Below are 21,134 nucleotides of genomic sequence, written 5' to 3'. Positions count from 1 at the left end.
CCAGCATGCGTTACCGCCAATTGGGCAACAGTGAACTCCAGGTCAGCGTGCTTGGCCTGGGCAGCATGACCTGGGGGCATCAGAACAGCGAGGCCGAGGCGCACCAGCAGATCGAGCTGGCGCTGGCCGCCGGGGTCAACCTGATCGACACCGCCGAGATGTACCCCACGCCGACCAACGCCGAAACCTGGCGTACCACCGAGCGCTACATCGGCAACTGGCTGGCGGCCAGCGGGCGGCGCGACGAGGTGATCCTGGCGAGCAAGATCGCCGGGCCGTCCAGCGAGAAGGCGCCGCAGCCGCATATTCGGGGCGGCCTCAGCCGGCATGACCGGCGCAATATCGTCGAGGCGCTGGAGGGCAGCCTGCAACGCCTGCGCACGGACTATCTGGATCTCTATCAATTGCACTGGCCGGATCGTCGCACCACCACTTTCGGCCAGCGCGAATACGCGTGGCAGGACGATCCCGAAAGCATTGCCATCGAGGAAACCCTGGCGGTGCTGGCCGAGCAGGTGCAGGCGGGCAAGGTGCGGCATATCGGCGTTTCCAATGAAACGCCGTGGGGTGTTGCCGAGTTCATCAAGCAGAGCGAACGCCTGGGTTTGCCGCGGATTGTCAGTGTGCAGAATCCCTACAGCCTGCTGAACCGTCTGTACGAGGGCGGATTATCGGAGTTCGGTCACCGGGAAGGCATCGGCTTGCTGGCGTATTCGCCGCTGGCCTTCGGGGCGTTGACCGGCAAGTACCTGGCCGGCGCGCGACCGGCGGGTTCGCGGTTGTCATCGCTGTACCGCACCTTCAATCGCTACGACAGTCCATCGGCCCAGGCGGCCATTGCAGATTATGTGGAGATTGCCCGGGCGCATGGGCTGACCCCGGCCCAACTGGCGCTGGCGGCGGTGATCGACAAGCCGTTCGTTGCCAGTGCGCTGACCGGACAGACCAGCCTGGCGCAATTGCGCGAGAACCTGGGGGCGCTGGATGTGGTGCTAGGGGACGAGCTGCGTGGGCAGCTTCAGGCTGTTCACCAACGGATTCCCAATCCGGCGCCCTGAGCGCAAGCCGGTCACGGGCGCTGTGGGGGGCGAACAACAGTTCCAGAGCACGACGCATACCCTGTGGGCGGGCTCACCCGCGATTGCGATGGTGAATTCATTACCGCAATCGCTGGCAAGCCAGCTCCCACAAGGTCCGCGCCGGGCACGAATGCTGCAGCTGACCCAGAACCCTGTGGGAGCTGGCTTGCCAGCGATGAGGCCATCAGCCTCACCCTGGATCCGGCGATGTACCCGCTCCAACAGGGGACGCGGTGTTCAGAAGTATTATTGTTGTCAGTTTTATTAAATCGGCATTAGCACAGTCCATCCAATATTCATTGATCCAGATCAATTATTTTAAAAACGAAGTTTTGATTAATCGTTTGTCCTTTCGCCAGTTTCCCGGCGCCGGAAAATAATCCGAATAATATCTTGTCGAGTAATGGCTAAGCGCCATATCGCGGCGTAAGCTATGCCCCCGCGCCTGTCGCGCACCTCCCGGCCCCAGAGGCTCTACGCCAGGTCATGCAGTGCTTTGCTGCATGGCTTCGTAGCGCTTTGGCCGCTTTCAACAAGTTGCGTTCGGATCGACTTGATGTCCACTACCCGGAATCTTTCTGAGAGCTTCGTTCATACCCTGGAACAAGCCATCGACAGTGTTGTTGTGATCGATAGCGATAATCGCGTCATCCTCTTCAACGGTGCCGCGGAAAAGTTGTGGGGTTTTCATCGCGAAGAAGTGCTCGGCAATAATGTGAGCATGTTGGTACCGGAGAATATCCGCAGCAAACATGACGGTTATGTCGATAGCAATCGCCGTACCGGGGTCAACAAGATCGTCGGCACTACCCGCGACGTGCCGATCCACAAAAAGGACGGCAGCCAGCGCTGGGGTTCGATGTCGATCTCGCGGGTCGAGACCGAGGGGCAGATTCTCTACACCGCCTTCGTCAAGGACGTGACCGAGCAGCGCAAGGAGCGCAAGCGCACCAAGCTGTTGTCGCTGGTGGCCGACCAGACCGACAACGCGATCTTCATCACCGACGGTAGCGGCAGGCTGGTGTACCTGAACAAGGGCTTCGAAAAGCTGTTCGGCTACCACCTGGAGGAGATCGCCGACTGCCAGCCGGCGCAACTGCTGGTGCCGGATCTGCCACCGCAGCGGCTGGTGGGGTTGCAGCGCGATTTGCGCGGCGGGCGCTCGTGCCAGGTCGAGGAGTTGTTGCAGGTCAAGGGCGGCGAGCGCATCTGGTGCAACGTGGCGATCAACCCGGTGGCCGGGGCCAATGGCGAACTGGCCCATACCGTGACCGTGCTCACCGAGATCACTGCTTCGAAGATCCATCAGGTGCTGCAGCACTGCATTCTCGACGCCATGGTTCGGGAGATGCCCCTGGCGTCGGTGATGGACTTGCTGTGCAGCGAAATCCGGCGCATGGCGCCCGAGGTCCGCGCCGCGGTGATCCAGGTCGATGAGAATGGCGCCATGCACCCGCTGGCGGCACCGGGTTTTTCCGAGCGCTACGGGCAACTGCTGGAGGGCATGCCGATCCGCGATGGCATCGGCTCGTCCAGTGTGGCCGCCTGCCGTGGCGAAATGGTCTTTGCCCGGGACATCGCCAGCGATCCGCACTGGACGCCGATCCGCGGCGAGTGCAGGGCGCTGGGCATCAGCAGTGCCTGGTCGATTCCGATCAAGAGCGCCAAGGGCGCGGCGATCGGCGTCCTGGCCTTTTATTACGGCGAGCACCGCACGCCTTCGGTCCTGCACCAGCAGATCGTCGAGGTGGTCCTGCCGTTGTGTGCCGTGGCCATGGAGCGCGAGGCCAACCGCGAGAGCATTCGCCAACTGGCGTTCTACGACAGCCTGACCCGCCTGCCCAACCGCAGCCTGCTGCATGCCAATGCCGACCATGCCTTGATCGAGGCGCGGCGTACCCGGACGGCGCTGGCGGTGCTGTTCATCGATCTCGATCGCTTCAAGCAGATCAACGATTCCCTGGGGCATCCGGCGGGGGACGAACTGCTCAAGCTGGTGGCCCAGCGCCTGGGCGCCAACCGCAATAGCAACGATATCGTCGGCCGGCTGTCCGGCGACGAGTTCGTGGTGGTGCTGCCCGATTGCGACAGCGAGCGGGTCAACGACACCATCGAGGAGATCCGCCAGGCGATTTCCCAGCCGTGCCGGATCGCCGGCTCCTGTTTCTCGCCCTCGGCCAGTATCGGCGTGAGCCTGTATCCGCGCGATGGCCACGATATGAGCAGCCTGATCCACCGCGCCGACATGGCCATGTACCAGGCCAAGAGTGCCGGGCGCGGGCGGTTCAGCTTTTTCAGCCACGAGCTCGACGAACTGGCCCAGGAGCGCCAGGCCTTGGAAAGCGCGTTACGCGAGGCGATCGCGCAGGGTACGCTGCAACTGCATTACCAGCCTCAGGTGACCATCGAAGACGGCCGGGTCTATGGCGTCGAGGCCCTGGCCCGCTGGACCCACCCGACCTTCGGTGTGGTCTCGCCGGCGCGCTTCATCCCGCTGGCCGAGGAGTGCGGGCTGATTACCGAACTGGGCCACTGGGTTTTGCGCGAGGCCTGCCGGCAACTGGCGGCATGGCGGCGCAGGGGCCTGAACATTCCTGCGGTGTCGGTGAACCTGTCACCGAGCAACTTCCATAACCTGGACCTGGCCGCAATGATCGGTAGCGTCCTCGACCAGCACGGCCTGGTCGCCGCGGACCTGACCATCGAGCTCACCGAGAACCTGCTGCTCGATACCAATCCCGGGACCATGAAGGTCCTGCATGAGCTCAATGCCCGGGGCATCCGCCTGGCCATGGACGACTTCGGTACCGGTTATTCGAGCTTGAGTTATCTGCGCAAGCTGCCGATACAGGAACTGAAGCTGGATCGCAGTTTCGTGCTGGATCTGGAAGCGGACGAAACCAGCCGGGCGCTGAGTGACGCAGTAATGCGCATCGGCGATAGCCTGCACCTGAAAGTCGTGGCCGAAGGGGTCGAGCAACACGGCCAGTACCGGATTCTGAAGGACCAGGGGTATCACGTCGTCCAGGGCTACCTGTTGTCGAAGCCGCTCCCGGCGCACGACCTGGAAGCCTGGATGATGAAGTATTGACGCATTGATCGGGCAAGCTGCTCACACTTTCGCACTCTTGGAGGTAATCCCTCATGTTTCCAGCGTATCGGCGGCTCAAGCAGGAACTGGCAGAGGCACAGGACCGGCTTTCATCCCTCGAGCAGGTCAAGGAAAGCCTCGACCGCGAGATGCTCTTTCTCAAGTTGAACTCCCAGGGCCAGGTTCTTTCGGCCAATGCCAATTTCCTCGGCGAAATGCAGTACTCCGCCGCTGCGGTGGAGGGCAAGGTCCTGTTCGGCCTGGTGCCGGAGTATGCCCAGGGCACCAACCACTTCAACCTGATGAAGCGCGCGATCCAGAGCGGCGAACACTGGGCCGGGGCCTTGCAGCTCAAGCGCGGCAATGGCAACGAGGCCTGGTTGCGCGCCATCGTCCAGCCGATCAAGGACCGCAACGGCCAGGTCAACTACATCTCGTTGTATGCAAATGACCTGACCCGCACCATCGAGTCGTCCCGCGAGCGCGAGAACCTGATCGAGGCCCTGCAGCGTTCCACCGCCGTGGTCGAATTCGACCTGCAGGGCAATGTGCTGACCGCCAACGAGCGGTTCCTGCAGGGCATGGGCTATACGCTGGCGGCCCTCAAGGGCCAGCATCACCGGGTGTTCTGCGATCCTGCCGAAGTCGCCTCGCCGCAGTACGAGCGCTTCTGGGACAAGCTGCGCCGCGGTGAATTCATCGCCGACCGCTTCAAGCGCATCGACAGCCATGGCCAGGTGGTCTGGCTGGAGGCGACCTACAACCCGATCTCCGATGCCCATGGGCGGCTGTACAAGATCGTCAAGTTCGCCACGGTGATCACCGACCAGGTCAACCGTGAAATCGCCGTGTCCAAGGCTGCGGAAATCGCCTTCACCACCTCGCAGCACACCGACGACAGTGCCCGCCGCGGCAGCGTGGTGATCCAGGAAACCGTGGAGGTGATCCAGGGCCTGGCGGTACAGATGGCGGCGGCCGTGGAGGGCATCGCGGCGCTGGACAAGCAGTCGCAGATCGTCGGCAGCATCGTCAAGAGCATCGGCGGCATTGCCGACCAGACCAACCTGCTGGCGCTCAACGCGGCCATCGAGGCGGCCCGGGCAGGGGAGCAGGGCCGCGGATTCGCGGTGGTCGCCGACGAAGTGCGGCAGCTGGCGTCGCGCACCACCAAGGCCACCGAGGAAATCGTCGACGTGGTCACGCAGAACCAGAAACTGGCCGAGGAAGCGGTGCGCATCATCGAGCAAGGCAAGGCCCGGGCCGAGCAGGGCCTGGAGCTATCGGCCCAGGCGGGCAATGTGATCGTCGAAATCCAGGACGGCGCGCAGAAGGTGGTGAATGCGGTGGGGCAGTTTACCAATCAGTTGTCGGTGTGAACCTGGAGGGCCTCATCGCTGGCAAGCCAGCTCCCACAGGTTCGGCGATGAGGCCCTCAGCAACAACCAAGAGCTTCAACGCCTGCCGTTGAAGAACCCCGACAACTGGTGCAGCGTCTTCGCCGCCGTTAGGATCGCCGGGCGGAAATGGTCCTTGCCGATGATCCGCGCATGCTTCACCGAACTGAACAGGTCGTAGCGGCTGGAGCCCTCGGCCATGCCTTCGGCGAGGATCTTGCAGACGATATGGCTCGGGGTCACCCCGAAACCGGAGTAGCCCTGCACATAGAAGGCATTGCGCCGACCGCTCAGCGTGCCGATCTGCGGGAACAGGTTGGCGCTGGTGGCCATCGGGCCGCCCCAGGCGAGGTCGATCTTCACGTCCTTGAGGTAGGGGAAGATCTTCAGCATCAAGGCACGGTTCCAGGCCTTGAGGTCGTTGGGGATGTGCTCGATGAAGGGTGTCGCGGCGCCGAACAGCAGGCGGTTTTCGTTAGTCACCCGGTAGTAGTCGATGACCGGGCGGATATCGCTGTAGGCCCCGCGGATCGGGCTGATGCGCTGGATCAGTTCCTCGGAAAGCGGCTCGGTCATCAACTGGAAGGCGTAGGTGTTGATGGTACGGCTGTGCAGTTCCGGCTCCAGCTTGTTGAGGAAGCTGTCGCAGGCCCACAGCAGCTTGGCGGCCTTCACCGACCCGCGGCCAGTACGCACGGTGATGGTGTCGCCATAGCGTACCTCGAGGGCGGCGCTGTGTTCGAAGATGCGCACGCCGTGGCTCACCAGGGCCTGGGCTTCGCCGAGCAGCAGGTTGAGCGAATGCACGTGGCCGCCACCCATGTGCAGCAGGGCGCTGCTGTAGGCGTCGGAGCCAATGATCTGCTTGACCTCGGAACCGCCGAGGAAGCGGATTTCATCCTTGGAATTGACCTTCTTGAACTCCTGCTCCCAGTTGCGCAGGGTGCGGGCCTGCCGGGCGTTGAAACCCATGTAGCCGTAGCCATGGCGAAAGTCGGCATCGATGTTGTACCTGGCGATTCGCTCCTTGATGATGCCGGCCCCCAGTTCGCTGATCTCGAAGATCTGCTGCAGGCCTTGCTCACCGACGCTGCTGCGGATTTTCTCGAGGTCGTGGCCGATCCCGGCCATGATCTGCCCGCCATTGCGCCCGGTGCCGCCGAAGCCCAGGTAGCGCGCTTCCAGTACCACGATATTGGTGATGCCTTTCTCGGCCAGCTCCAGGGCGGTGTTGATGCCGGAGAAACCACCGCCGATCACCACCACGCCGGCTTCGATATCGGCTTCGAGGGTGGGGAAGGCGAGGTTGTACTTCTTGGTGGCGGAGTAGTAGGTGGGCGTTTCGACGTTGATCATGGGGCGGCCTGAATAATTGGAGTTGGGCAAGGGCGACCGTGGCGCTTGTTACACTTTGCATTAAATGCCTAACGGTCGGTAGGTGCTTGACTCAGGTTGCCGGGGGATTTGATCGGGGCTGCCAGGATGGGTAAAGGAAAGAGGGGGCTCATTGCCTGTGGGAGCTGGCTTGCCAGCGATGAGGCCAGACCCGACAACATCATTGGTGTTGAGGGCCCTATCGCTGGCAAGCCAGCTCCCACAGGGTTTTGCCTATGCCGGGCCTCTGCGGTCTGGCAGGAGCGAATGCTTACAACCGGCCAACCGCCGCCAACTGCCCCGAAGACGCCTGCGCCGCCGGAATCGCCGAGCCATCCTGCGGGGTTACCGGGAAGATCGCATTGATCTGCCCGGTCGCCGACGAACCGAAGTACGGCGTGACCACCTCGACCTTGCCATCGTACTTCGACCAGCCCAGGGCGCCGAGGAGCATGGCGGTGTCATGCATGAAACCTTCGCCATGGCCCTTGACCGCATATTCCGGAAGCATGGTGCAGAAGTCGTCCCACTCGGCGTTTTCCCACATTTGCACCACGCGGTGGTCGAGGGTTTCCAGGAACGGGCTCCAGACCTTGTCGGCGAATTCCGGGGCCTGGCCGTTCTGGGCGAAACGGTGCGACAGCGAACCGCTGGCGAGGAAGGCGACGGTACCCTCGTAGTGATCTTCCACCGCCTTGCGCAGGGCCCAGCCCAGGCGCGCACTGTCGTTGAGGTAATGCGAGGTGCACAGGGCGGAAACCGAGACGACCTTGAAGTGCTGGTCTTCGTTCATGTAGCGCATCGGCACCAGGGTGCCGTATTCCGGGCCGAGGCTGGTGGCGTCATGGGCCATGGTCTCGACGCCGAGGCGGTTGGCCTCGGCGGCCATCAGCTTGCCCAGCAAGGCATTGCCCGGCACTTCGTAGTCCATGTTGGCGATGAAGTGCGGCAGCTCGTTGCTGGTGTAGGTGCCCTTGAAGTGCGGGCTGCAGTTGATGTGGTAGTTGGCGTTGACCAGCCAGTGGGTGTCGAACACCACCAGGGTGTCGACACCCAGTTCGCGGCAGCGCCGGGAAATCTCCTTGTGGCCATCGATCGCGGCCTGGCGATACCCCTGGCGCGGGCCGGGCAGCTCGGACAGGTACATGGACGGAACGTGGGTGATCTTGGCAGCCAGAGCAAGTTTGCCCATGACGGTACTCCTGGTGGCAGACGCCCTCCTGGCGGGGCGCGGCAATTATCGGGACGTTGGCACGCAGGCACCATCGGCCAGTGGCTGGCTCTTGTGGCCCGTCCCGGACTCGGGAAATGCGGGCTGCCCATTGGACACGGTCACCCGCGTCACCGCTTGCCTTCCTCTGCCAAGCACTTGATCCAGCTTGCCACGGGGGCTGTGGGCCACCAGTGGCAGGCCGCTTACGCCCACCAATACCGGACGAAATGGAAGAAGATCGGCGCCGCAAAGCATACCGAGTCCATCCGGTCGAGCATGCCGCCGTGGCCCTCGATCATGTGGCCCCAGTCCTTGACCCCGCGGTCGCGCTTGATCGCCGACATCACCAGGCCGCCGAAGAAGCCCATGACATTCACCACCAGGGCCATCAGCGCCGCCTGCCAGGGGCTGAACGGCGTGATCCAGTACAGCGCGGCGCCGACCAGGGTGGCCAGGGCCACGCCGCCGACCAGGCCTTCCAGGGTCTTGGACGGGGAGAGCGACGGTGCGACCTTGCGCTTGCCGAACAACTTGCCGCAGACGTACTGCAACACGTCGCTGATCTGCACAACGAGGATTAGCCAGGCGATCAGCAGCAGGTTGCGCCCCTCGAAGCCGGGATGTCCAGCGTCATCAGTGCCGGCACCGAGGACAGGCAGTAGACCGCGATCATCAGCCCCCACTGCACCTTGGACGCGCGTTCGAGAAAACGCGTGGTATCGCCGCCGAAGCTGGCCAGGATCGGCAACAACAAGAACAGGTACACCGGAATGAAGATGCTGAACAGCCCGTACCAGTCGAAGCCGATCAGCAGGTACTGCACCGGCAGCGCCACGTAGAACGCCAGCACCAGCGCCGGGTAGTCGCTGCGCCGGGTCGGGGTGAGGGTGATGAATTCGCGCAATGCGTAGAACGACACCAGGTAGAACAGCACGATCACCCCGGTCTTGCCGAAGATGAACGCCAGCCCGATGACCAGGACCATCACCCACCAGGCGTCGATACGTGCATTCAAGTTATCGATCACCGCGTGTGGGCCGGGGCCGGCGCGCCATTTCAAGGCGCGGCCGATCAGGCTGGCAAGCAGGAGCAGGGCGCCGATGCCGGCGAACAGTGGCCAGGCGGAAGCGGGCATGTCAGACCTCCTTCGGGGCCAGGGCCAGCAGGGCGTGGCTGGCGCGTTCGATAAAGGCCTGCTTGCTCTCGTCGGCCTGCAGTTGCAGCGGCTCGCCGAAGCTCAGGGTGCACAGCAGTGGCAGGGGCAGGGCGCGCCCCTTGGGCATGACCCGGTTGAGGTTGGCGATCCACACCGGTACCAGCTCGATGTCCGGTTGCGCCCGGGCCAGGTGGAACAGCCCGCTCTTGAACGGCAGCAAGGGGTCGTCGCCGAGGTTGCGTGTACCTTCCGGGAAGAAGATCAGCGAATCACCCTGGGCCAGGGCCTCCTTCACGGGCAGCAGCGGATCGGCATCGGGCTCGCTGCGCTGGCGGTCCAGCAGCACGCCGTTGAACACCTTGCGGATCAGGAAACTGCGCATCCCGGGCTTGAGCCAGTAATCGGCTCCGGCCACCGGGCGGGTGCGGCGGCGCAGGGTTTCCGGCAAGGACGCCCAGATCAGCACGAAGTCGCCGTGGCTGCTGTGGTTGGCGAAATACAGGCGCTGGATCGGCAGCGGGCTGCAGCCCAGCCACAGGGCACGGGCCCCGGTGACCAGGCGGGCGAAGGAAGTGATGAGGAAGGCGGTGAATGTAGCGAGCATGGGTGCGTCCTTTATGCAGCCGGTGGAAGCCAGGGCAGAATCAGCAGCCCCGACAACGCCAATGACACTTGTACAGCGAAACAGATGCCTTGCCGGCGCAGCAGGCGCAAGGCGCCGCGACAACGGGCCAGCCAGTCGCGCTCGGCCACGCCGCGTTTCAGGCCCAGTTCGTACAGGGCCTGGTCGAGGGCCCGGGTGCGGCTGCCCAAGCGTCCGGCATCGTTGGCCAGGGCGCCGATCAATTCGGCATCCAGGGCCACGCGCAGGGCATGGTACTTCTGCGCCAGCCCAAGGATCAGCAGCAAGGCACATAGCGTGCTGGTCAGGCCGGGATGACGGGGCGCCAGCAGCAGCGGCGCCAGGCCGAAACCCAGGGCCAGCAGGCTGATGCCGTCGGACAGCCGTTCGATCTGCCGACCGCGCTCCAGCAAGCGCGCGGTCAGGGCCAGTTGTGGTTCTTCGCTCATGGACAGGCTCCCGGGTGCAAGCGTTCCAGCACGCGGCGGTGGGCCGGGTACAGCACCACGCCGGGCCGGGCCTGGCGGATCAGCGCCTCGGCTGCGTCGATATCCGCGCAGCGCCCGCTGAGGACCAGCCAGGCCGCCACCGCGCTGGCGCTGCGCGAGTAGCCCAGGGCACAGCAGACCAGCAGCGGGCCATGGGCGCGCAAGGCTTCGATGATCGCTGCGGCCTCACGGCACAGCGCGGCGTCCGCTACCACCAGGTCCAGGCTCGGCAGGCTGCGATAGTGCTGGCCAGGGGCGGGCGTCATCGGCAATTCGGCACACAGATCGACTATCCCGGAGAAGGCCGTGGCCTCGCCCCGGGCGGGCAGGCGACCGAGCCAGACGCCGTCGCAGACCTCATCGGCCTGCGGGTGACGGCGGGTCCACAGGCGTGAATTGATCCAGGCTGCCGCCAGATAGGGTGCCAGCAGCCAGCGTACCGCGCAGGACAGGTTGCCATCGGCTCCTTTCTGGAAGCCGGCAGCGCCGAACACGGCGTAGTTCAGCGCCACCATCAGCAGCGCAATACCGGGCCACAACAGCCAGAGCCAGAAGCCTTTCAAGGTGAAGGCCAGCGCTGCGAGCAATCCGGCCCCCAGGCCGTAGCGCAGCGCCAGGCCGAGGTGCCGTCGCGACGATTGCAGGCGCGCCAGGCGCAATGGCAGCTCGCCTTCCCGGGGCCAAAGCCACAGGCACAGGAAACCGACCAGGGCGCCAGTAGGCAGGTCGATGAAATGGTGTTGCCAGGTGGTCAGTATCGACAGCCCGATCAGCGCCATCCAGGCATGCATCAGGCCACGTAGCCAGGCCCCGCGGGTATGCCGGGCGAACATCGCCCAGACGATCACCAGCAGGGCGATATGCAGGGATGGCGCCTGGTTGTAGGGCTTGTCGAAGCCCATCAGCACATCGAACAGCCAGCCGAATACGCCAGTGAGTTCCGGGCGCTCGAAGGTGAAGCGCAGCGGCCAGAGCAGGAAGCAGGCGATGCAGATCAGCTGGGCGCTGAGCAGGCGCAGCGCATGCAGGTCCATTTCCCGGCGATTGCGCGGGAGCAGGAAGGACAGGCCGTAGAGCAGGTCGATGGACCAGTAGGGCACGATGCTCCACGACCACAGGGGAATGTTGCGTTCCCAGTCGAAGACCAGCGTGCCGACGTCGTTGCGCCCGGCGGTGAAGCTGTTGCTCAGGCCATAGCTGAGGAAGAACAGCGGGCCGAGCAACAGCAGCCAGAGCACGCCGCGCTTGATCAGCCCCGGTTCGCGCGAGACCTGCATCAACGTACCCGCCGGGCCAGGCTGACGCTGAAGATGCCCCATTCATCGATGCGCTGCTCCAGCTTGCGGAAGCCGGCGGCCTCGACCAGTTGGTCCATCTCCGCCTGGCTGCGCCGACGCATCACCCAGGGCTGACCGTCGCGATGGCTGGTCAGGGCACGGGCGATCATCTCCAGTTGCGGGTGCCACGGCTGGCCGGTGTAGACCAGGTAGCCGCCGTCTTCGACGGCATCGGCCAGGCCGCCGAGGGAGGCGCGGATCAGGTCGTTGTCGGGGAACAGCTCGTACAGCCCGGACACCACTGCCACGCTCGGCCGTGGATCAAGGGCGGCGAGGGACGCCCGGTCGAAGGCGTCGCCACGCACGAAGCGGGCGATATCGCCCAGGCCTTTCTCCTCGATCAGCGCGCTGCCCTGGCTGACGTTCAGCTCGCTGTAGTCGCGCAGCAGGATCGAATCGGGACGCTGTTCCAGCCCTTCCAGTGCTTCTAGAATGTAGCGCCCGTGGCCGGCGGCGATATCGACGATATGCACCGCCCGCCCTTGTTCACGCAGGCGGGCGATGGCCAGGCGCAGCAGTTCCTCGGCATGCAGCTTGCGCTGGCGGATGCCGCGCCAGCCGATGGCGTCGAGGTAGTTGCGGTCCACCAACTGGCCGAAGTTGCCCTTGCCGGCGGGCTGGTTACGGTAGACGTAGTCGAGGGTGCTGCCGGAATCGAAACCGGTGTCGAAGCCCAGCTTGATGCCCTCGGACAGCCCCTTGCCCAGGCGCAGCGAGGCGCGGGTGGCCTGCCAGTAGAGGTTGCGCGGCGAGTATTTCGGCAACGGCGCAGCCAGGCTCTCGGCCTCGGCGCAGCTGGCGCCCTGCCTGTCGGCGTCGAGCAGGCTCGGGCGCTGCGCGGGCTGCTGGAAACACTGGCGGACGAAACGCCGGATCCGTGCCAGGGCATGGCCGCGATCGCGCTCGCCGAGGGTGTCGTGGAAGAAGCCGGGGAGGATGTGCTTTTCCTTGTGCAGGGTGCCAAGGCGCTCGAAGAAATCTTCCTGCGGCTTGCGCCGGACCACCACGTCGGCCCCGGAAATCAGCAGTTGCGTGGGGATCTGGATCGCTTGGGCGTCGGCCACCACCCGGTCTGCAGCATCGTACAGGCCAAGCAGCATGTTCACCGAGATCGGCCGGGTGATCAGCGGATCGCTGCGGTAGCTCAGCACCCGCTCCGGATCATGGGTAAGCAACTGCGGCTTGACGTAGCTGTTGACGAAGAAATTGCCGCGCCAGGCGCGCAGGGCCTTGAGACCGGGGCGGGCGAAGGGCACGTACAGCTTGATATCGAAGGCCGGCGAGGCCAGCACCAGGCAGCGCACCTTGGGTGCGTAGTCATGGGCCCAGGTCGCCACCAGCACGGCGCCGACGCTTTGGGCGAGAACGGCGATATCCGTTTCGGGAATCCCGTGCTGGTCGCCGATATGGCAAATGAAGGTCTGCACGTCGCGCACGCTGTGGGCGAAGCCCGGGCTGTCGCCGCGGGTGCCCGGGGACTGGCCGTGGCCGCGGGCGTCCCAGGCGAAGAAGTCGTGGTCGGGCAGGTCCAGTTCGTCTACCAGGTGAGCCATGCGGCCGCCGTGTTCATGGCCGCGATGGAACATGACCACGGCCTTCCTGGCCTGGCCCGGCTCGCGTTGTGCCGGCCAGTGGCGATAGAACAGCTCGACGCCGTCATGGGTGGTGAAATGCGATGAATGCACCTGACGCATGGGACAGATCCTTATCCGGCTGGAGTTCAGCGGGTTTCGGCCAGACCTTGGCGAACCCGGTTATAGAGAGTGAACAGGCATAGCAGCAGGACCACCAGCAATACGCCGTTGACCCAGGCTGGCGGCATGGCGAGGGCCACTGCCAGGCCCAGGGCGCCGAAGACGAAGGCACGGTCGCTCTTGCCCATGGGGCCGTCGTAGCGTCGCGAAGCCCCGGCCAGCGGACCCGTGACTCCGGCGTATTCGCTGACCAGCGCGGCCACCGCCACCAGTACCACCAGCAGCGGCCATACCCCGGGCAGCAGGGCGAAGGGCAGGTACAGCGCGGTATCGGCAATGACGTCGCAGAGTTCGTTGAGGTAGGCGCCCAGGCGCGATTGCTGGCCGAACTCCCGGGCGAGCATGCCGTCCACGGCATTGAGCGCCATGCGCAGCAGCATCCATAGCGGCAGCAGGGCGAACAGCCACGCATGGGAAGCGCCCCAGGCGAGCAACACGCCGAGCAGTACGGAGATCAGGGCGGCGGCGAGGGTTACCTGGTTGGCGGTGACGCCGCGCTCATGCAGGCGGCTGACACCCGGGCGCAACAGCGCCTGGAAGCGGGGTTTGAGCTGGTAGATCGATGGCACTTGAACTTCCTTGAGCAGATGCGTGACCGGGCTATCGATAAAGCGTAAGCGCGAAACTGTGCTTTTCCAGCGAAGCGCCGTACAGGGCTTCAAGCGGGAAATGTTACCCAGCGCAAATTTTCGGGTAGTATACGATTCGTCTGCGTTTCATATAGGAAATGTCCATGGGTATCGTAAAGATCTCTGAAAGCATGCATGAGAGCCTTCGCGTCGCCAGTAGTGCCCTGAGTCGCTCGATCAATGCCCAGGCCGAACACTGGATGCGCATCGGCATGCTCGCCGAGCTGCATCCCGACCTGAACCACAACGAAATCTGCCGTCTGCTGATCCAGGCCGAACAGCAGGGTGGCCTCGATATCAGGCAGGTCTGCGCCCTTGACGGCGCCTCGAGCCCACGCGTCCTGGAGGCCCAGCATTGAGAAACATCACCCTGCATACCCCGAGCAGATCGCCCGCTCGCGCATCGCCGCCGAACTGGCCGCCGATGTGCTGGCGATGATCAAGCCGCATGTCCAGCCCGGGGTCAGCACCGATGAGCTGGACCGCATCTGCCACGACTACATCGTCAACGTGCAGAAGGCCATCCCGGCCAACGTCGGCTACCACGGTTTCCCCAAGACCCTCTGCATCTCGGTCAACGAGGTGGTGTGCCACGGCATTCCGTCGGCGCGGGTGCTCAACGAAGGTGACATCGTCAATATCGACACGGCAGTGATCAAGGACGGTTGGTACGGCGATACCAGCCGCATGTACACGGTGGGCAAGGTCAGCGCCGAAGCCCAGCGCTTGATCGACGTGACCTTCGAGGCGATGTGGGCGGGGATTCGCGTGGTGCGGCCGGGGGCGACCCTGGGTGATATCGGCCACGCCATCCAGTCGGTGGGCGAGGGCGCCGGATTCAGTGTGGTCCGCGAGTACTGCGGACACGGCATCGGGCAGGTCTACCATGGCGAACCGCAGATCCTGCATTTCGGCCAGCGTGGCTATGGCATGCGCCTGAAGGAAGGGATGATCTTCACCATCGAGCCGATGCTCAACTACGGCAAGCGCCAGACCCAGACCCTGGCGGACCAGTGGACGGTGGTCACCAGGGACAATTCATTGTCGGCGCAGTGGGAGCATATGGTGGTGGTGACCAGCGATGGATTCGAGGTCCTCACCACCTGGCCTGAGAACCGCCGCTAACCTTGTGGGCACTGGCTTGCCAGCAATTGGGCCTGACCTGACAGCATCATTGCTCAAGCCGGCCTCATCGCTGGCAAGCCAGCTCCCACAGGTTTTTGTGCTGGCCACACAATCTGGGTTCGGCGCGTACCTTGTGGGAGCTGGCTTGCCAGCGATTTGGCCGTATCTGACAACATCATTGCTCAAGCCGGCCTCATCGCTGGCAAGCCAGCTCCCACAGGGTTCTGTGTTCAGGCAACGCTACCAATGAAATTCGCCAGCTCCGGCGTTTGCGGTGCGTCGAACAGCACCTTCGGATCGCCCATCTCATGCACCTTGCCCTGGTGCATGAACACCAGCTTGTCGCCTACCTCACGGGCAAAGCGCATTTCGTGGGTGACCATCACCAGGGTCATGCCTTCCCGCGCCAGTTCGCGGACCACCGCCAGCACTTCGTTGACCAGCTCCGGGTCCAGCGCCGAGGTGATTTCATCGCATAACAGCACTTTCGGCGACATCGCCAGGGCCCGGGCGATGGCCACCCGCTGCTGCTGGCCACCGGAAAGCTGGTCGGGGAAGGCGTCGAAACGATTGCCCAGGCCGACCCGGTCGAGCATGCGCTGCGCCAGCTCGCGGGCTTCGGCCTTGGGCGTTTTCTTCACCAGTTGCGGGGCGAGCATGACGTTCTCGCCGATGCTCAGGTGCGGGAACAGGTTGAACTGCTGGAAAATCATCCCGACCTTCTGTCGCAACGACCGCAGGTCGGCACGGGCGGCGTCGAGGTACTCGCCGTCCACCTCGATCACCCCATCATTGATCGACTCCAGGCCGTTCAGGGTGCGCAGCAAGGTGCTCTTGCCCGAGCCGCTGCGTCCGATGATCGCCACCACCTCGCCTTGCTCGATGCTCAGGTCGACACCCTTGAGGACATGGTTGTCCCCGTAGTACTTGTGCAACGCGGACACTCTAACCAGCGGCATGCAGCCTCCTCTCCAGGTAACGCGCACCCAGGGACAATGGAAAACACAGGATGAAATAGCCCAGGGCAACCAGGCCGTAGATCAGGAAGGGTTCGAACGTGGCATTGGCCAGCATGCCGCCGGTCTTGGTCAGTTCGGTGAAACCGATGATCGAGGTCACCGCGGTGCCCTTGACCACTTGCACCGAAAAGCCGACGGTCGGCGCCACGGCGATACGCAGGGCTTGCGGCAGGATCACATGGCGCAGTTGCTCGTAGCGGTTCAGCGCCAGGCTCGAGCCTGCCTCCCATTGCCCGCGCGGGATCGACTCGACGCAGCCGCGCCAGATCTCGGCGAGGAAGGCGCTGGTGAACAGGGTCAACGCCACTGTCGCCGCCATCCAGGCCGAGACGTCGATGCCGAACAGGGCAATGCCGAAGAACACCATGAACAGCTGCATCAGCAGTGGCGTGCCCTGGAATAGCTCGATATAGCAGCGGGCAAGCACGCGCAGGCTGGCGTTTTCCGAGATTCGTGCCAGCAGCATCAGCAAACCGCCCAGGCCGCCGCAGACGAAGGCCACCAGCGACAGCAGCAGGGTCCACTGCAGGCCGACCAGCAGGTTGCGGACGATGTCCCACAAGGTGAATTCCATCAGCCTTTCCTCAGGATCAGGCGCCGGCCCAGCAGGTTGAGCACCTGGCGCACGGCGATGGCCATCAGCAGGTACACCAGGGTGGTCAGCAGGTAGGTTTCGAAGGCGCGGAAGTTGCGCGACTGGATGAAGTTGGCGGCGAACGACAACTCTTCGGTCGCAATCTGCGAGCACACCGCCGAACCCAGCATGACGATCACGATCTGGCTCGACAGCGCCGGCCATACCCGCGCCAGGGCCGGGCGCAGGATTACGTGGCGGAAAGTCTCGACCCGGCTCAGGGCCAGGGCCGCCGCGGCTTCCAGCTGACCCCGCGGTATCGCCTGGATGCCGGCGCGGATGATCTCGGTGGAATAGGCGCCCAGGTTGATGATCATGGCCAGCACCGCGGCCTGCCATTCCGTCATGCGCAGGCCCAGGGCCGGCAGGCCGAAGAAGATGAAGAACAGCTGGACGATGAAGGGTGTGTTGCGGATCAGTTCCACGTACGCCGCGAACACCCAGTTGAACGGACGCAGTTGCCAGGCGCGGACCACCGCGCCAAGGATGCCCACGGCCACGCCGGCCACGGTACCGATCAGGGTCAGCTCCAGGGTGAACAGCGCACCCTTGAGCAGCAGGTCACCCTGGGCCAGTACTGCAGCGAAATCGAATTGATAGGCCATGCGCAAGGGCTCACTGGAAGTCGGCGGGCAGCGGTTGCTTCAGCCATTTCTCGGCATTGGCGTTGAGGCTGCCATCGTTGCGGGCTTCGGTGAGGATCGCGTTGACCTTGTCGCGCAGCGCCGGCTGCTCCTTGCTCATGCCGACGTACACCGGCGAGTCCTTGAGCTTGACCTTGAGCACCGGCACCTTCTTCGGATTCTTCTCGGCGATCGCCGCCATCACCACGCTGCCGCTGGCAATCAGATCGACCTGGCCGGACAGGTAGGCGGCGATGGTCGAGTTGTTGTCCTCGAAGCGCTTGATGGTGGTGCCCTGCGGGGCCACGGCACTGAGCTCCATGTCCTCGATGGCGCCGCGGGTCACGCTGATGGTCTTGCCGGCCAGGGCCTCGACCTTGTCGATACTGCTGTCTTCGGGGCCGAACACGCCGAGGTAGAAGGGCGCGTAGGGCAGGGAGAAGTCCACCACCTTCTCGCGCTCGGGGTTCTTGCCCAGGCTCGAGATCACCAGGTCGACCTTGCCGGTGGTGAGGAACGGGATGCGGTTGGTGCTGTTGACCGGGGTCAGGGCCAGCTTCACCCCCAGCTTGTCCGCCAGCAGTTGCGCGGTGTCGATATCCAGGCCGCGGGGCTTGAGGTCCGGGCCGACCGAGCCGAACGGCGGGAAGTCCTGGGGCACGGCGACCTTGAGCACGCCGCGCTGGGTGATGTCGCCGAGCACATCGGCCTGGGCGCCGAGGGCGCTGCCGCAGAGCAGGGTGGCAAGCAGGAGTTTGCGGAAGGAAATCATGGTCGGTGCCTCGCAGCGGAAAGGTGTGTTTCCGGCTATTGCAGTCGCCGTGCCAGCCTGCGGAGGAAACCATGGAAACGAGCTGGAAAGCAGGTGTTGTGCGGTATTACTGGTCTGAACAGTTGTGGGTCTTGCCGGCGCCGTATGCCCCGAGAAAAGGCAGGCGCCACGGGCCTGCGCCAGGATGGAGCGAAACTTGCGCGGCAGGTGAGAAAGGACGTAAAACAGCGCATCTTCCGTTCCGACTGGTCTGAACACATGTTCGAAACCCCCACCCGCAGCGCCGTCCCGGAGCAGGCCGTGCAGGCTATCCAGCAACTGATCCGCGAAGGCGGATTCCAGGCTGGCGATGCCCTGCCATCGCAGCGCGACCTGGCGGAGCGATTGGGTGTCAGCCGGGCGTCACTGCGCGAAGCGCTATCGTCCCTGAGTGCGCTGGGCGTGGTCAGCGTGCAGCCGGGCAAGGGCGTGTTCGTGCAGGCGGCGAAGCCGCTACCGGCTAGTGAATCACCCTGGTTCGCCTGGCCTTTCGCCGCCCAGATCGGTGCGGCGGATACCTTCCAGTTGCGCTACGTGCTGGAAGGCTTCGCCGCCGGCCAGGCCGCCAATGCCCTGACCGCCGACGACCTCGATGCCCTTGAGGTGAATGTCGAGGCCATGCGCGTGGAACTGCGGGCGGGCAATTTCGAGGCGGCGGCGCAGCTGGATTTCGCCTTCCACCGCCGTCTGCTGGAGGCCGGTGGCAACCTGGCGATGCTGCATATCGTCACCAGCAGTGAAGCGATCTTCGTCGAAAGCCAGAAGCTGCCGTTCATCCGTCCCGAGCGCGCCATGGAAACCTGGCAGGAACACCGCAAGATACTGCGCGCCCTGGCCCGGCATTCTCCGGCCGCAGCGCAGAAGGCCATGCAGGAACATATCCGCAACGCGGCGGCGCGTTGCGGGATCGTGTTTGCTGCCTAGGTTTCCAGCGCAAACCCCTCGCAATGATCCAACATTGCGCAGTTTGTGGAAGTCGCTGGAGGAGGTGAGGCTGCCATGGACCCTGTGGGAGCTGGCTTGCCAGCGATTTGGCCCTATCCGACAACATCATTGCCCAGACCGGCCTCATCGCTGGCAAGCCAGCTCCCACAGGGCCTCAAGATGGTTGCAGTATCAGCTCCCCCTCATGCTCCACCGGAAAGTTCACCGACCTGGCAATGAAGCACTTCTGATGCGCCAGTCGATGCAGCGAGCGTGCCTGCTCCAGGTCCGTGCCGGGTGCCAGGGTCACCTTCGGTTTCAGGGTCACGGAGGTAAATTGCCCGGCACCGTTGGCTTCTTCGACCATCTCGCCTTCGGCGCGATCTTCATAGGCCTGGACCACAATCCCGGCCTCGGCGCACAGCCCCAAGTACCAAAGCTTGTGGCAGGCCGAAAGCGAGGCCAGCAGCAACTCCTCCGGATTCCAGCGCGCTGGATCGCCGCGGAAGGCCGGGTCCGACGAGCCTTCGATCGCCGGCTTGCCGTCGCCCTGGATCAGATGGTCGCGGCTGTAGCCCCGATAGGACGCGGTTCCCGTGCCCTGGTTGCCGGTCCAGGTAACAGTGACGGCGTAGTGGTGGTGTTTTTCGGCCATGAGCTTCGTCCTGAAAATGAGCGGTAATCCAGCCTACGCCCTGAGTGCGCCATCATGAAACCGGCAACCGGGTCAATGTTGATTGCACGGATGCAATAGGCCCGGCAAATTGAGCAGCCTGCACGATTCCCCTAGAATCAGCGCCCTTTCTGGCCGATGGAGCAATCGCCCATGCGCTACGACCTGACCAGCCTCGACCTGTTCATCACCGTCGCCCAGGAACGTAACCTGACCCGCGCCGCGCGGATCAGGCACCTGGCCGTCTCGGCCATCAGCAAGCGCATCAGCGAACTGGAGGCGCAGATCGGCTCGCCCTTGCTGATCCGCAATGCCCGCGGCGTCGAGCTCACCCCGGCGGGGCAGTCGTTGCTGTTCTATGCGCGCCAGCTCAAGCAGACCCTGGCCCAACTGGACACCGAGCTGGGCGACTACGCCAGCGGGGTGAAGGGGCATATCCGCATCCATGCCATTACCTCGGCGCTCTCGCAGTTCCTGCCCCAGGACGTGGCCGGCTTTGCCGAGCTGTACCCGCAGATCAAGTTCGATATCGAGGAGCGGGTCGGTTCGGCAGTGGTGCGGGCGGTGGCCGACGGTCGCGCCGACCTTGGCATCATCGCTGCGCAGACCGCTGCCCAGGGTCTCGAAACCCTGCCGTACCGTAACGACCAGCTGACCCTGGTGGTTCCCAGCGGCCACGTCCTGGCCCAGCGCAGGTCGGTGCCGTTTCGCGATGCCCTGGAGCACGAGTTCGTCGGGCCGCATCTGGAAAGCTCGGTGCACATGCTGTTGACCAGCGAGGCGGAAAAGCTCGGCCTGGCCTTGCGCCTGCGCATCCGTATCAGCAGCTTCGACTGCATGTGCCGCCTGGTTTCGGCGGGCCTGGGCGTTGCCGTCCTGCCGCGCAGCGTGGTCATGCAGTACCAGCGCAGCCATTCGCTCAAGGCCGTGCCCCTGGCCGAAGACTGGGCGCAACGCTCGCTGGTGCTGGTCTTGCGTAAATACGATGCGGCCTCCGCCACCCTCAAGACCTTTATCGACCATCTGAAACTCGGCGAGGAGTGATCCACTCGAGCGTTCTCCATCGGAGAACGCTTCTGTGGCAATCGACCAATTTTCATCCCGCCTGCCTGCTCCTAGTATCGGCCCCATCAACGGCGCACGGCCTGGTCCGGCCCGTGACCCTTATAAAAAGCCGAGCGATGAGCA

At 64.1% G+C, this 21,134-nt stretch carries 19 protein-coding genes and 2 pseudogenes; 8 read left to right on the top strand and 13 right to left on the bottom strand.

Features of this window, described 5'->3' with window-relative positions:
- Positions 1 to 5: 5 nt before the first annotated feature.
- The 4 genes and pseudogenes from CSV86_RS13225 (at position 6) to CSV86_RS33335 (ending at position 5,546) form a co-directional block, all read left to right on the top strand.
- Positions 6 to 1,058 (top strand): NADP(H)-dependent aldo-keto reductase, encoded by a 1,053-nt coding sequence (locus tag CSV86_RS13225; protein WP_009401622.1) that lies wholly within the window; start codon positions 6 to 8, stop codon positions 1,056 to 1,058.
- A gap of 577 nt (positions 1,059 to 1,635) precedes the next feature.
- Positions 1,636 to 4,170: an EAL domain-containing protein gene (locus CSV86_RS13220; protein WP_037060832.1), complete on the top strand. Its 2,535-nt coding sequence runs from the start codon at positions 1,636 to 1,638 to the stop codon at positions 4,168 to 4,170.
- 53 nt (positions 4,171 to 4,223) lie between these two features.
- Positions 4,224 to 5,000: pseudogene (locus CSV86_RS33340) on the top strand (PAS domain-containing protein); the annotation flags it as partial.
- Positions 4,986 to 5,546: a methyl-accepting chemotaxis protein gene (locus CSV86_RS33335; protein WP_446532473.1), complete on the top strand. Its 561-nt coding sequence runs from the start codon at positions 4,986 to 4,988 to the stop codon at positions 5,544 to 5,546. The pseudogene CSV86_RS33340 and the gene CSV86_RS33335, both read left to right, overlap by 15 nt.
- A 75-nt stretch (positions 5,547 to 5,621) precedes the next feature.
- Here CSV86_RS33335 and CSV86_RS13210 read toward each other — a convergent pair whose 3' ends face one another.
- The 8 genes and pseudogenes from CSV86_RS13210 to CSV86_RS13175 form a co-directional block, all read right to left on the bottom strand.
- On the bottom strand, positions 5,622 to 6,920 hold the full coding sequence (locus CSV86_RS13210; RefSeq protein ID WP_009401619.1) for an NAD(P)/FAD-dependent oxidoreductase: 1,299 nt from the start codon (positions 6,918 to 6,920) through the stop codon (positions 5,622 to 5,624).
- Between the two features lie 289 nt (positions 6,921 to 7,209).
- Positions 7,210 to 8,130, bottom strand: coding sequence for a 3,4-dihydroxyphenylacetate 2,3-dioxygenase (gene hpaD / locus CSV86_RS13205; RefSeq protein ID WP_009401618.1), 921 nt, complete (start codon positions 8,128 to 8,130; stop codon positions 7,210 to 7,212).
- 224 nt (positions 8,131 to 8,354) lie between these two features.
- Positions 8,355 to 9,286 (bottom strand): annotated as a pseudogene (locus CSV86_RS13200) (phosphatidate cytidylyltransferase).
- Between the two features lies 1 nt (position 9,287).
- Positions 9,288 to 9,911 carry a lysophospholipid acyltransferase family protein gene (locus CSV86_RS13195; protein WP_009401616.1) on the bottom strand — a complete coding sequence of 208 codons (624 nt, stop codon included), beginning with the start codon at positions 9,909 to 9,911 and terminating at the stop codon, positions 9,288 to 9,290.
- Positions 9,912 to 9,922: 11 nt separating this feature from the next.
- On the bottom strand, positions 9,923 to 10,378 hold the full coding sequence (locus CSV86_RS13190; protein ID WP_009401614.1) for a hypothetical protein: 456 nt from the start codon (positions 10,376 to 10,378) through the stop codon (positions 9,923 to 9,925).
- Positions 10,375 to 11,694: a phosphatase PAP2/dual specificity phosphatase family protein gene (locus tag CSV86_RS13185; RefSeq protein WP_009401613.1), complete on the bottom strand. Its 1,320-nt coding sequence runs from the start codon at positions 11,692 to 11,694 to the stop codon at positions 10,375 to 10,377. Before CSV86_RS13185 ends, CSV86_RS13190 begins: the two co-directional genes overlap by 4 nt.
- On the bottom strand, positions 11,694 to 13,448 hold the full coding sequence (locus CSV86_RS13180; protein WP_009401612.1) for a bifunctional alpha/beta hydrolase/class I SAM-dependent methyltransferase: 1,755 nt from the start codon (positions 13,446 to 13,448) through the stop codon (positions 11,694 to 11,696). Before CSV86_RS13180 ends, CSV86_RS13185 begins: the two co-directional genes overlap by 1 nt.
- A gap of 26 nt (positions 13,449 to 13,474) precedes the next feature.
- On the bottom strand, positions 13,475 to 14,077 hold the full coding sequence (locus CSV86_RS13175; protein WP_009401611.1) for a CDP-alcohol phosphatidyltransferase family protein: 603 nt from the start codon (positions 14,075 to 14,077) through the stop codon (positions 13,475 to 13,477).
- Positions 14,078 to 14,241: 164 nt separating this feature from the next.
- On the opposite strand from CSV86_RS13175, the gene CSV86_RS13170 reads away from it, so the two are divergent.
- Both CSV86_RS13170 and map read left to right on the top strand, forming a co-directional pair.
- Complete coding sequence (locus CSV86_RS13170) at positions 14,242 to 14,496, top strand: ParD-like family protein (protein WP_009401610.1); 255 nt, start codon at positions 14,242 to 14,244, stop codon at positions 14,494 to 14,496.
- Entirely contained in the window at positions 14,492 to 15,262 is a 771-nt protein-coding gene (gene map / locus CSV86_RS13165) for a type I methionyl aminopeptidase (protein ID WP_311985830.1), read from the top strand. The genes CSV86_RS13170 and map overlap by 5 nt, the downstream gene beginning before the upstream one ends.
- 230 nt (positions 15,263 to 15,492) lie before the next feature.
- On the opposite strand, the gene CSV86_RS13160 is transcribed toward map, so the two are convergent.
- The 4 genes from CSV86_RS13160 to CSV86_RS13145 are packed head-to-tail and all read right to left on the bottom strand — an operon-like array spanning position 15,493 to position 18,310.
- Complete coding sequence (locus CSV86_RS13160) at positions 15,493 to 16,221, bottom strand: amino acid ABC transporter ATP-binding protein (RefSeq protein ID WP_009401607.1); 729 nt, start codon at positions 16,219 to 16,221, stop codon at positions 15,493 to 15,495.
- Complete coding sequence (locus CSV86_RS13155; protein ID WP_170394749.1) at positions 16,208 to 16,858, bottom strand: amino acid ABC transporter permease; 651 nt, start codon at positions 16,856 to 16,858, stop codon at positions 16,208 to 16,210. Before CSV86_RS13155 ends, CSV86_RS13160 begins: the two co-directional genes overlap by 14 nt.
- Complete coding sequence (locus tag CSV86_RS13150) at positions 16,855 to 17,520, bottom strand: amino acid ABC transporter permease (protein WP_009401605.1); 666 nt, start codon at positions 17,518 to 17,520, stop codon at positions 16,855 to 16,857. The genes CSV86_RS13155 and CSV86_RS13150 overlap by 4 nt, the downstream gene beginning before the upstream one ends.
- 10 nt (positions 17,521 to 17,530) lie before the next feature.
- Positions 17,531 to 18,310 (bottom strand): transporter substrate-binding domain-containing protein, encoded by a 780-nt coding sequence (locus tag CSV86_RS13145; RefSeq protein ID WP_009401604.1) that lies wholly within the window; start codon positions 18,308 to 18,310, stop codon positions 17,531 to 17,533.
- Between the two features lie 258 nt (positions 18,311 to 18,568).
- On the opposite strand from CSV86_RS13145, the gene CSV86_RS13140 reads away from it, so the two are divergent.
- The gene (locus tag CSV86_RS13140; protein ID WP_009401603.1) at positions 18,569 to 19,273 is read left to right on the top strand and encodes a FadR/GntR family transcriptional regulator; all 705 of its coding nucleotides are present in this window, start codon (positions 18,569 to 18,571) and stop codon (positions 19,271 to 19,273) included.
- Positions 19,274 to 19,448: 175 nt separating this feature from the next.
- Here CSV86_RS13140 and CSV86_RS13135 read toward each other — a convergent pair whose 3' ends face one another.
- On the bottom strand, positions 19,449 to 19,928 hold the full coding sequence (locus CSV86_RS13135; RefSeq protein ID WP_009401602.1) for an OsmC family protein: 480 nt from the start codon (positions 19,926 to 19,928) through the stop codon (positions 19,449 to 19,451).
- A 171-nt stretch (positions 19,929 to 20,099) separates the two neighbouring features.
- Between CSV86_RS13135 and CSV86_RS13130 the strand changes: the two genes are divergently transcribed.
- On the top strand, positions 20,100 to 20,990 hold the full coding sequence (locus tag CSV86_RS13130) for a LysR family transcriptional regulator (protein ID WP_009401600.1): 891 nt from the start codon (positions 20,100 to 20,102) through the stop codon (positions 20,988 to 20,990).
- Positions 20,991 to 21,134 lie beyond the last annotated feature (144 nt).

The organism is Pseudomonas bharatica CSV86, from assembly GCF_000319305.2.
Taxonomy (GTDB): Bacteria; Pseudomonadota; Gammaproteobacteria; order Pseudomonadales; family Pseudomonadaceae; genus Aquipseudomonas; species Aquipseudomonas bharatica.
The sequence above is the reverse complement of the archived record's forward strand: the minus strand, read 5'-3'. Positions and strand labels throughout refer to the sequence as shown.

What these genes read in the sequence shown, in the direction of transcription:
- CSV86_RS13225 (WP_009401622.1), top strand. Translation starts at nt 6, where the DNA reads ATGCGTTACCGCCAATTGGGCAACAGTGAACTCCAGGTCAGCGTGCTT.
- CSV86_RS13220 (WP_037060832.1), top strand. Translation starts at nt 1,636, where the DNA reads ATGTCCACTACCCGGAATCTTTCTGAGAGCTTCGTTCATACCCTGGAA.
- CSV86_RS13210 (WP_009401619.1), bottom strand. Translation starts at nt 6,920, where the DNA reads ATGATCAACGTCGAAACGCCCACCTACTACTCCGCCACCAAGAAGTAC.
- hpaD (WP_009401618.1), bottom strand. Translation starts at nt 8,130, where the DNA reads ATGGGCAAACTTGCTCTGGCTGCCAAGATCACCCACGTTCCGTCCATG.
- CSV86_RS13195 (WP_009401616.1), bottom strand. Translation starts at nt 9,911, where the DNA reads ATGCTCGCTACATTCACCGCCTTCCTCATCACTTCCTTCGCCCGCCTG.
- CSV86_RS13190 (WP_009401614.1), bottom strand. Translation starts at nt 10,378, where the DNA reads ATGAGCGAAGAACCACAACTGGCCCTGACCGCGCGCTTGCTGGAGCGC.
- CSV86_RS13185 (WP_009401613.1), bottom strand. Translation starts at nt 11,694, where the DNA reads ATGCAGGTCTCGCGCGAACCGGGGCTGATCAAGCGCGGCGTGCTCTGG.
- CSV86_RS13180 (WP_009401612.1), bottom strand. Translation starts at nt 13,448, where the DNA reads ATGCGTCAGGTGCATTCATCGCATTTCACCACCCATGACGGCGTCGAG.
- CSV86_RS13170 (WP_009401610.1), top strand. Translation starts at nt 14,242, where the DNA reads ATGGGTATCGTAAAGATCTCTGAAAGCATGCATGAGAGCCTTCGCGTC.
- CSV86_RS13160 (WP_009401607.1), bottom strand. Translation starts at nt 16,221, where the DNA reads ATGCCGCTGGTTAGAGTGTCCGCGTTGCACAAGTACTACGGGGACAAC.
- CSV86_RS13150 (WP_009401605.1), bottom strand. Translation starts at nt 17,520, where the DNA reads ATGGCCTATCAATTCGATTTCGCTGCAGTACTGGCCCAGGGTGACCTG.
- CSV86_RS13145 (WP_009401604.1), bottom strand. Translation starts at nt 18,310, where the DNA reads ATGATTTCCTTCCGCAAACTCCTGCTTGCCACCCTGCTCTGCGGCAGC.
- CSV86_RS13140 (WP_009401603.1), top strand. Translation starts at nt 18,569, where the DNA reads ATGTTCGAAACCCCCACCCGCAGCGCCGTCCCGGAGCAGGCCGTGCAG.
- CSV86_RS13135 (WP_009401602.1), bottom strand. Translation starts at nt 19,928, where the DNA reads ATGGCCGAAAAACACCACCACTACGCCGTCACTGTTACCTGGACCGGC.
- CSV86_RS13130 (WP_009401600.1), top strand. Translation starts at nt 20,100, where the DNA reads ATGCGCTACGACCTGACCAGCCTCGACCTGTTCATCACCGTCGCCCAG.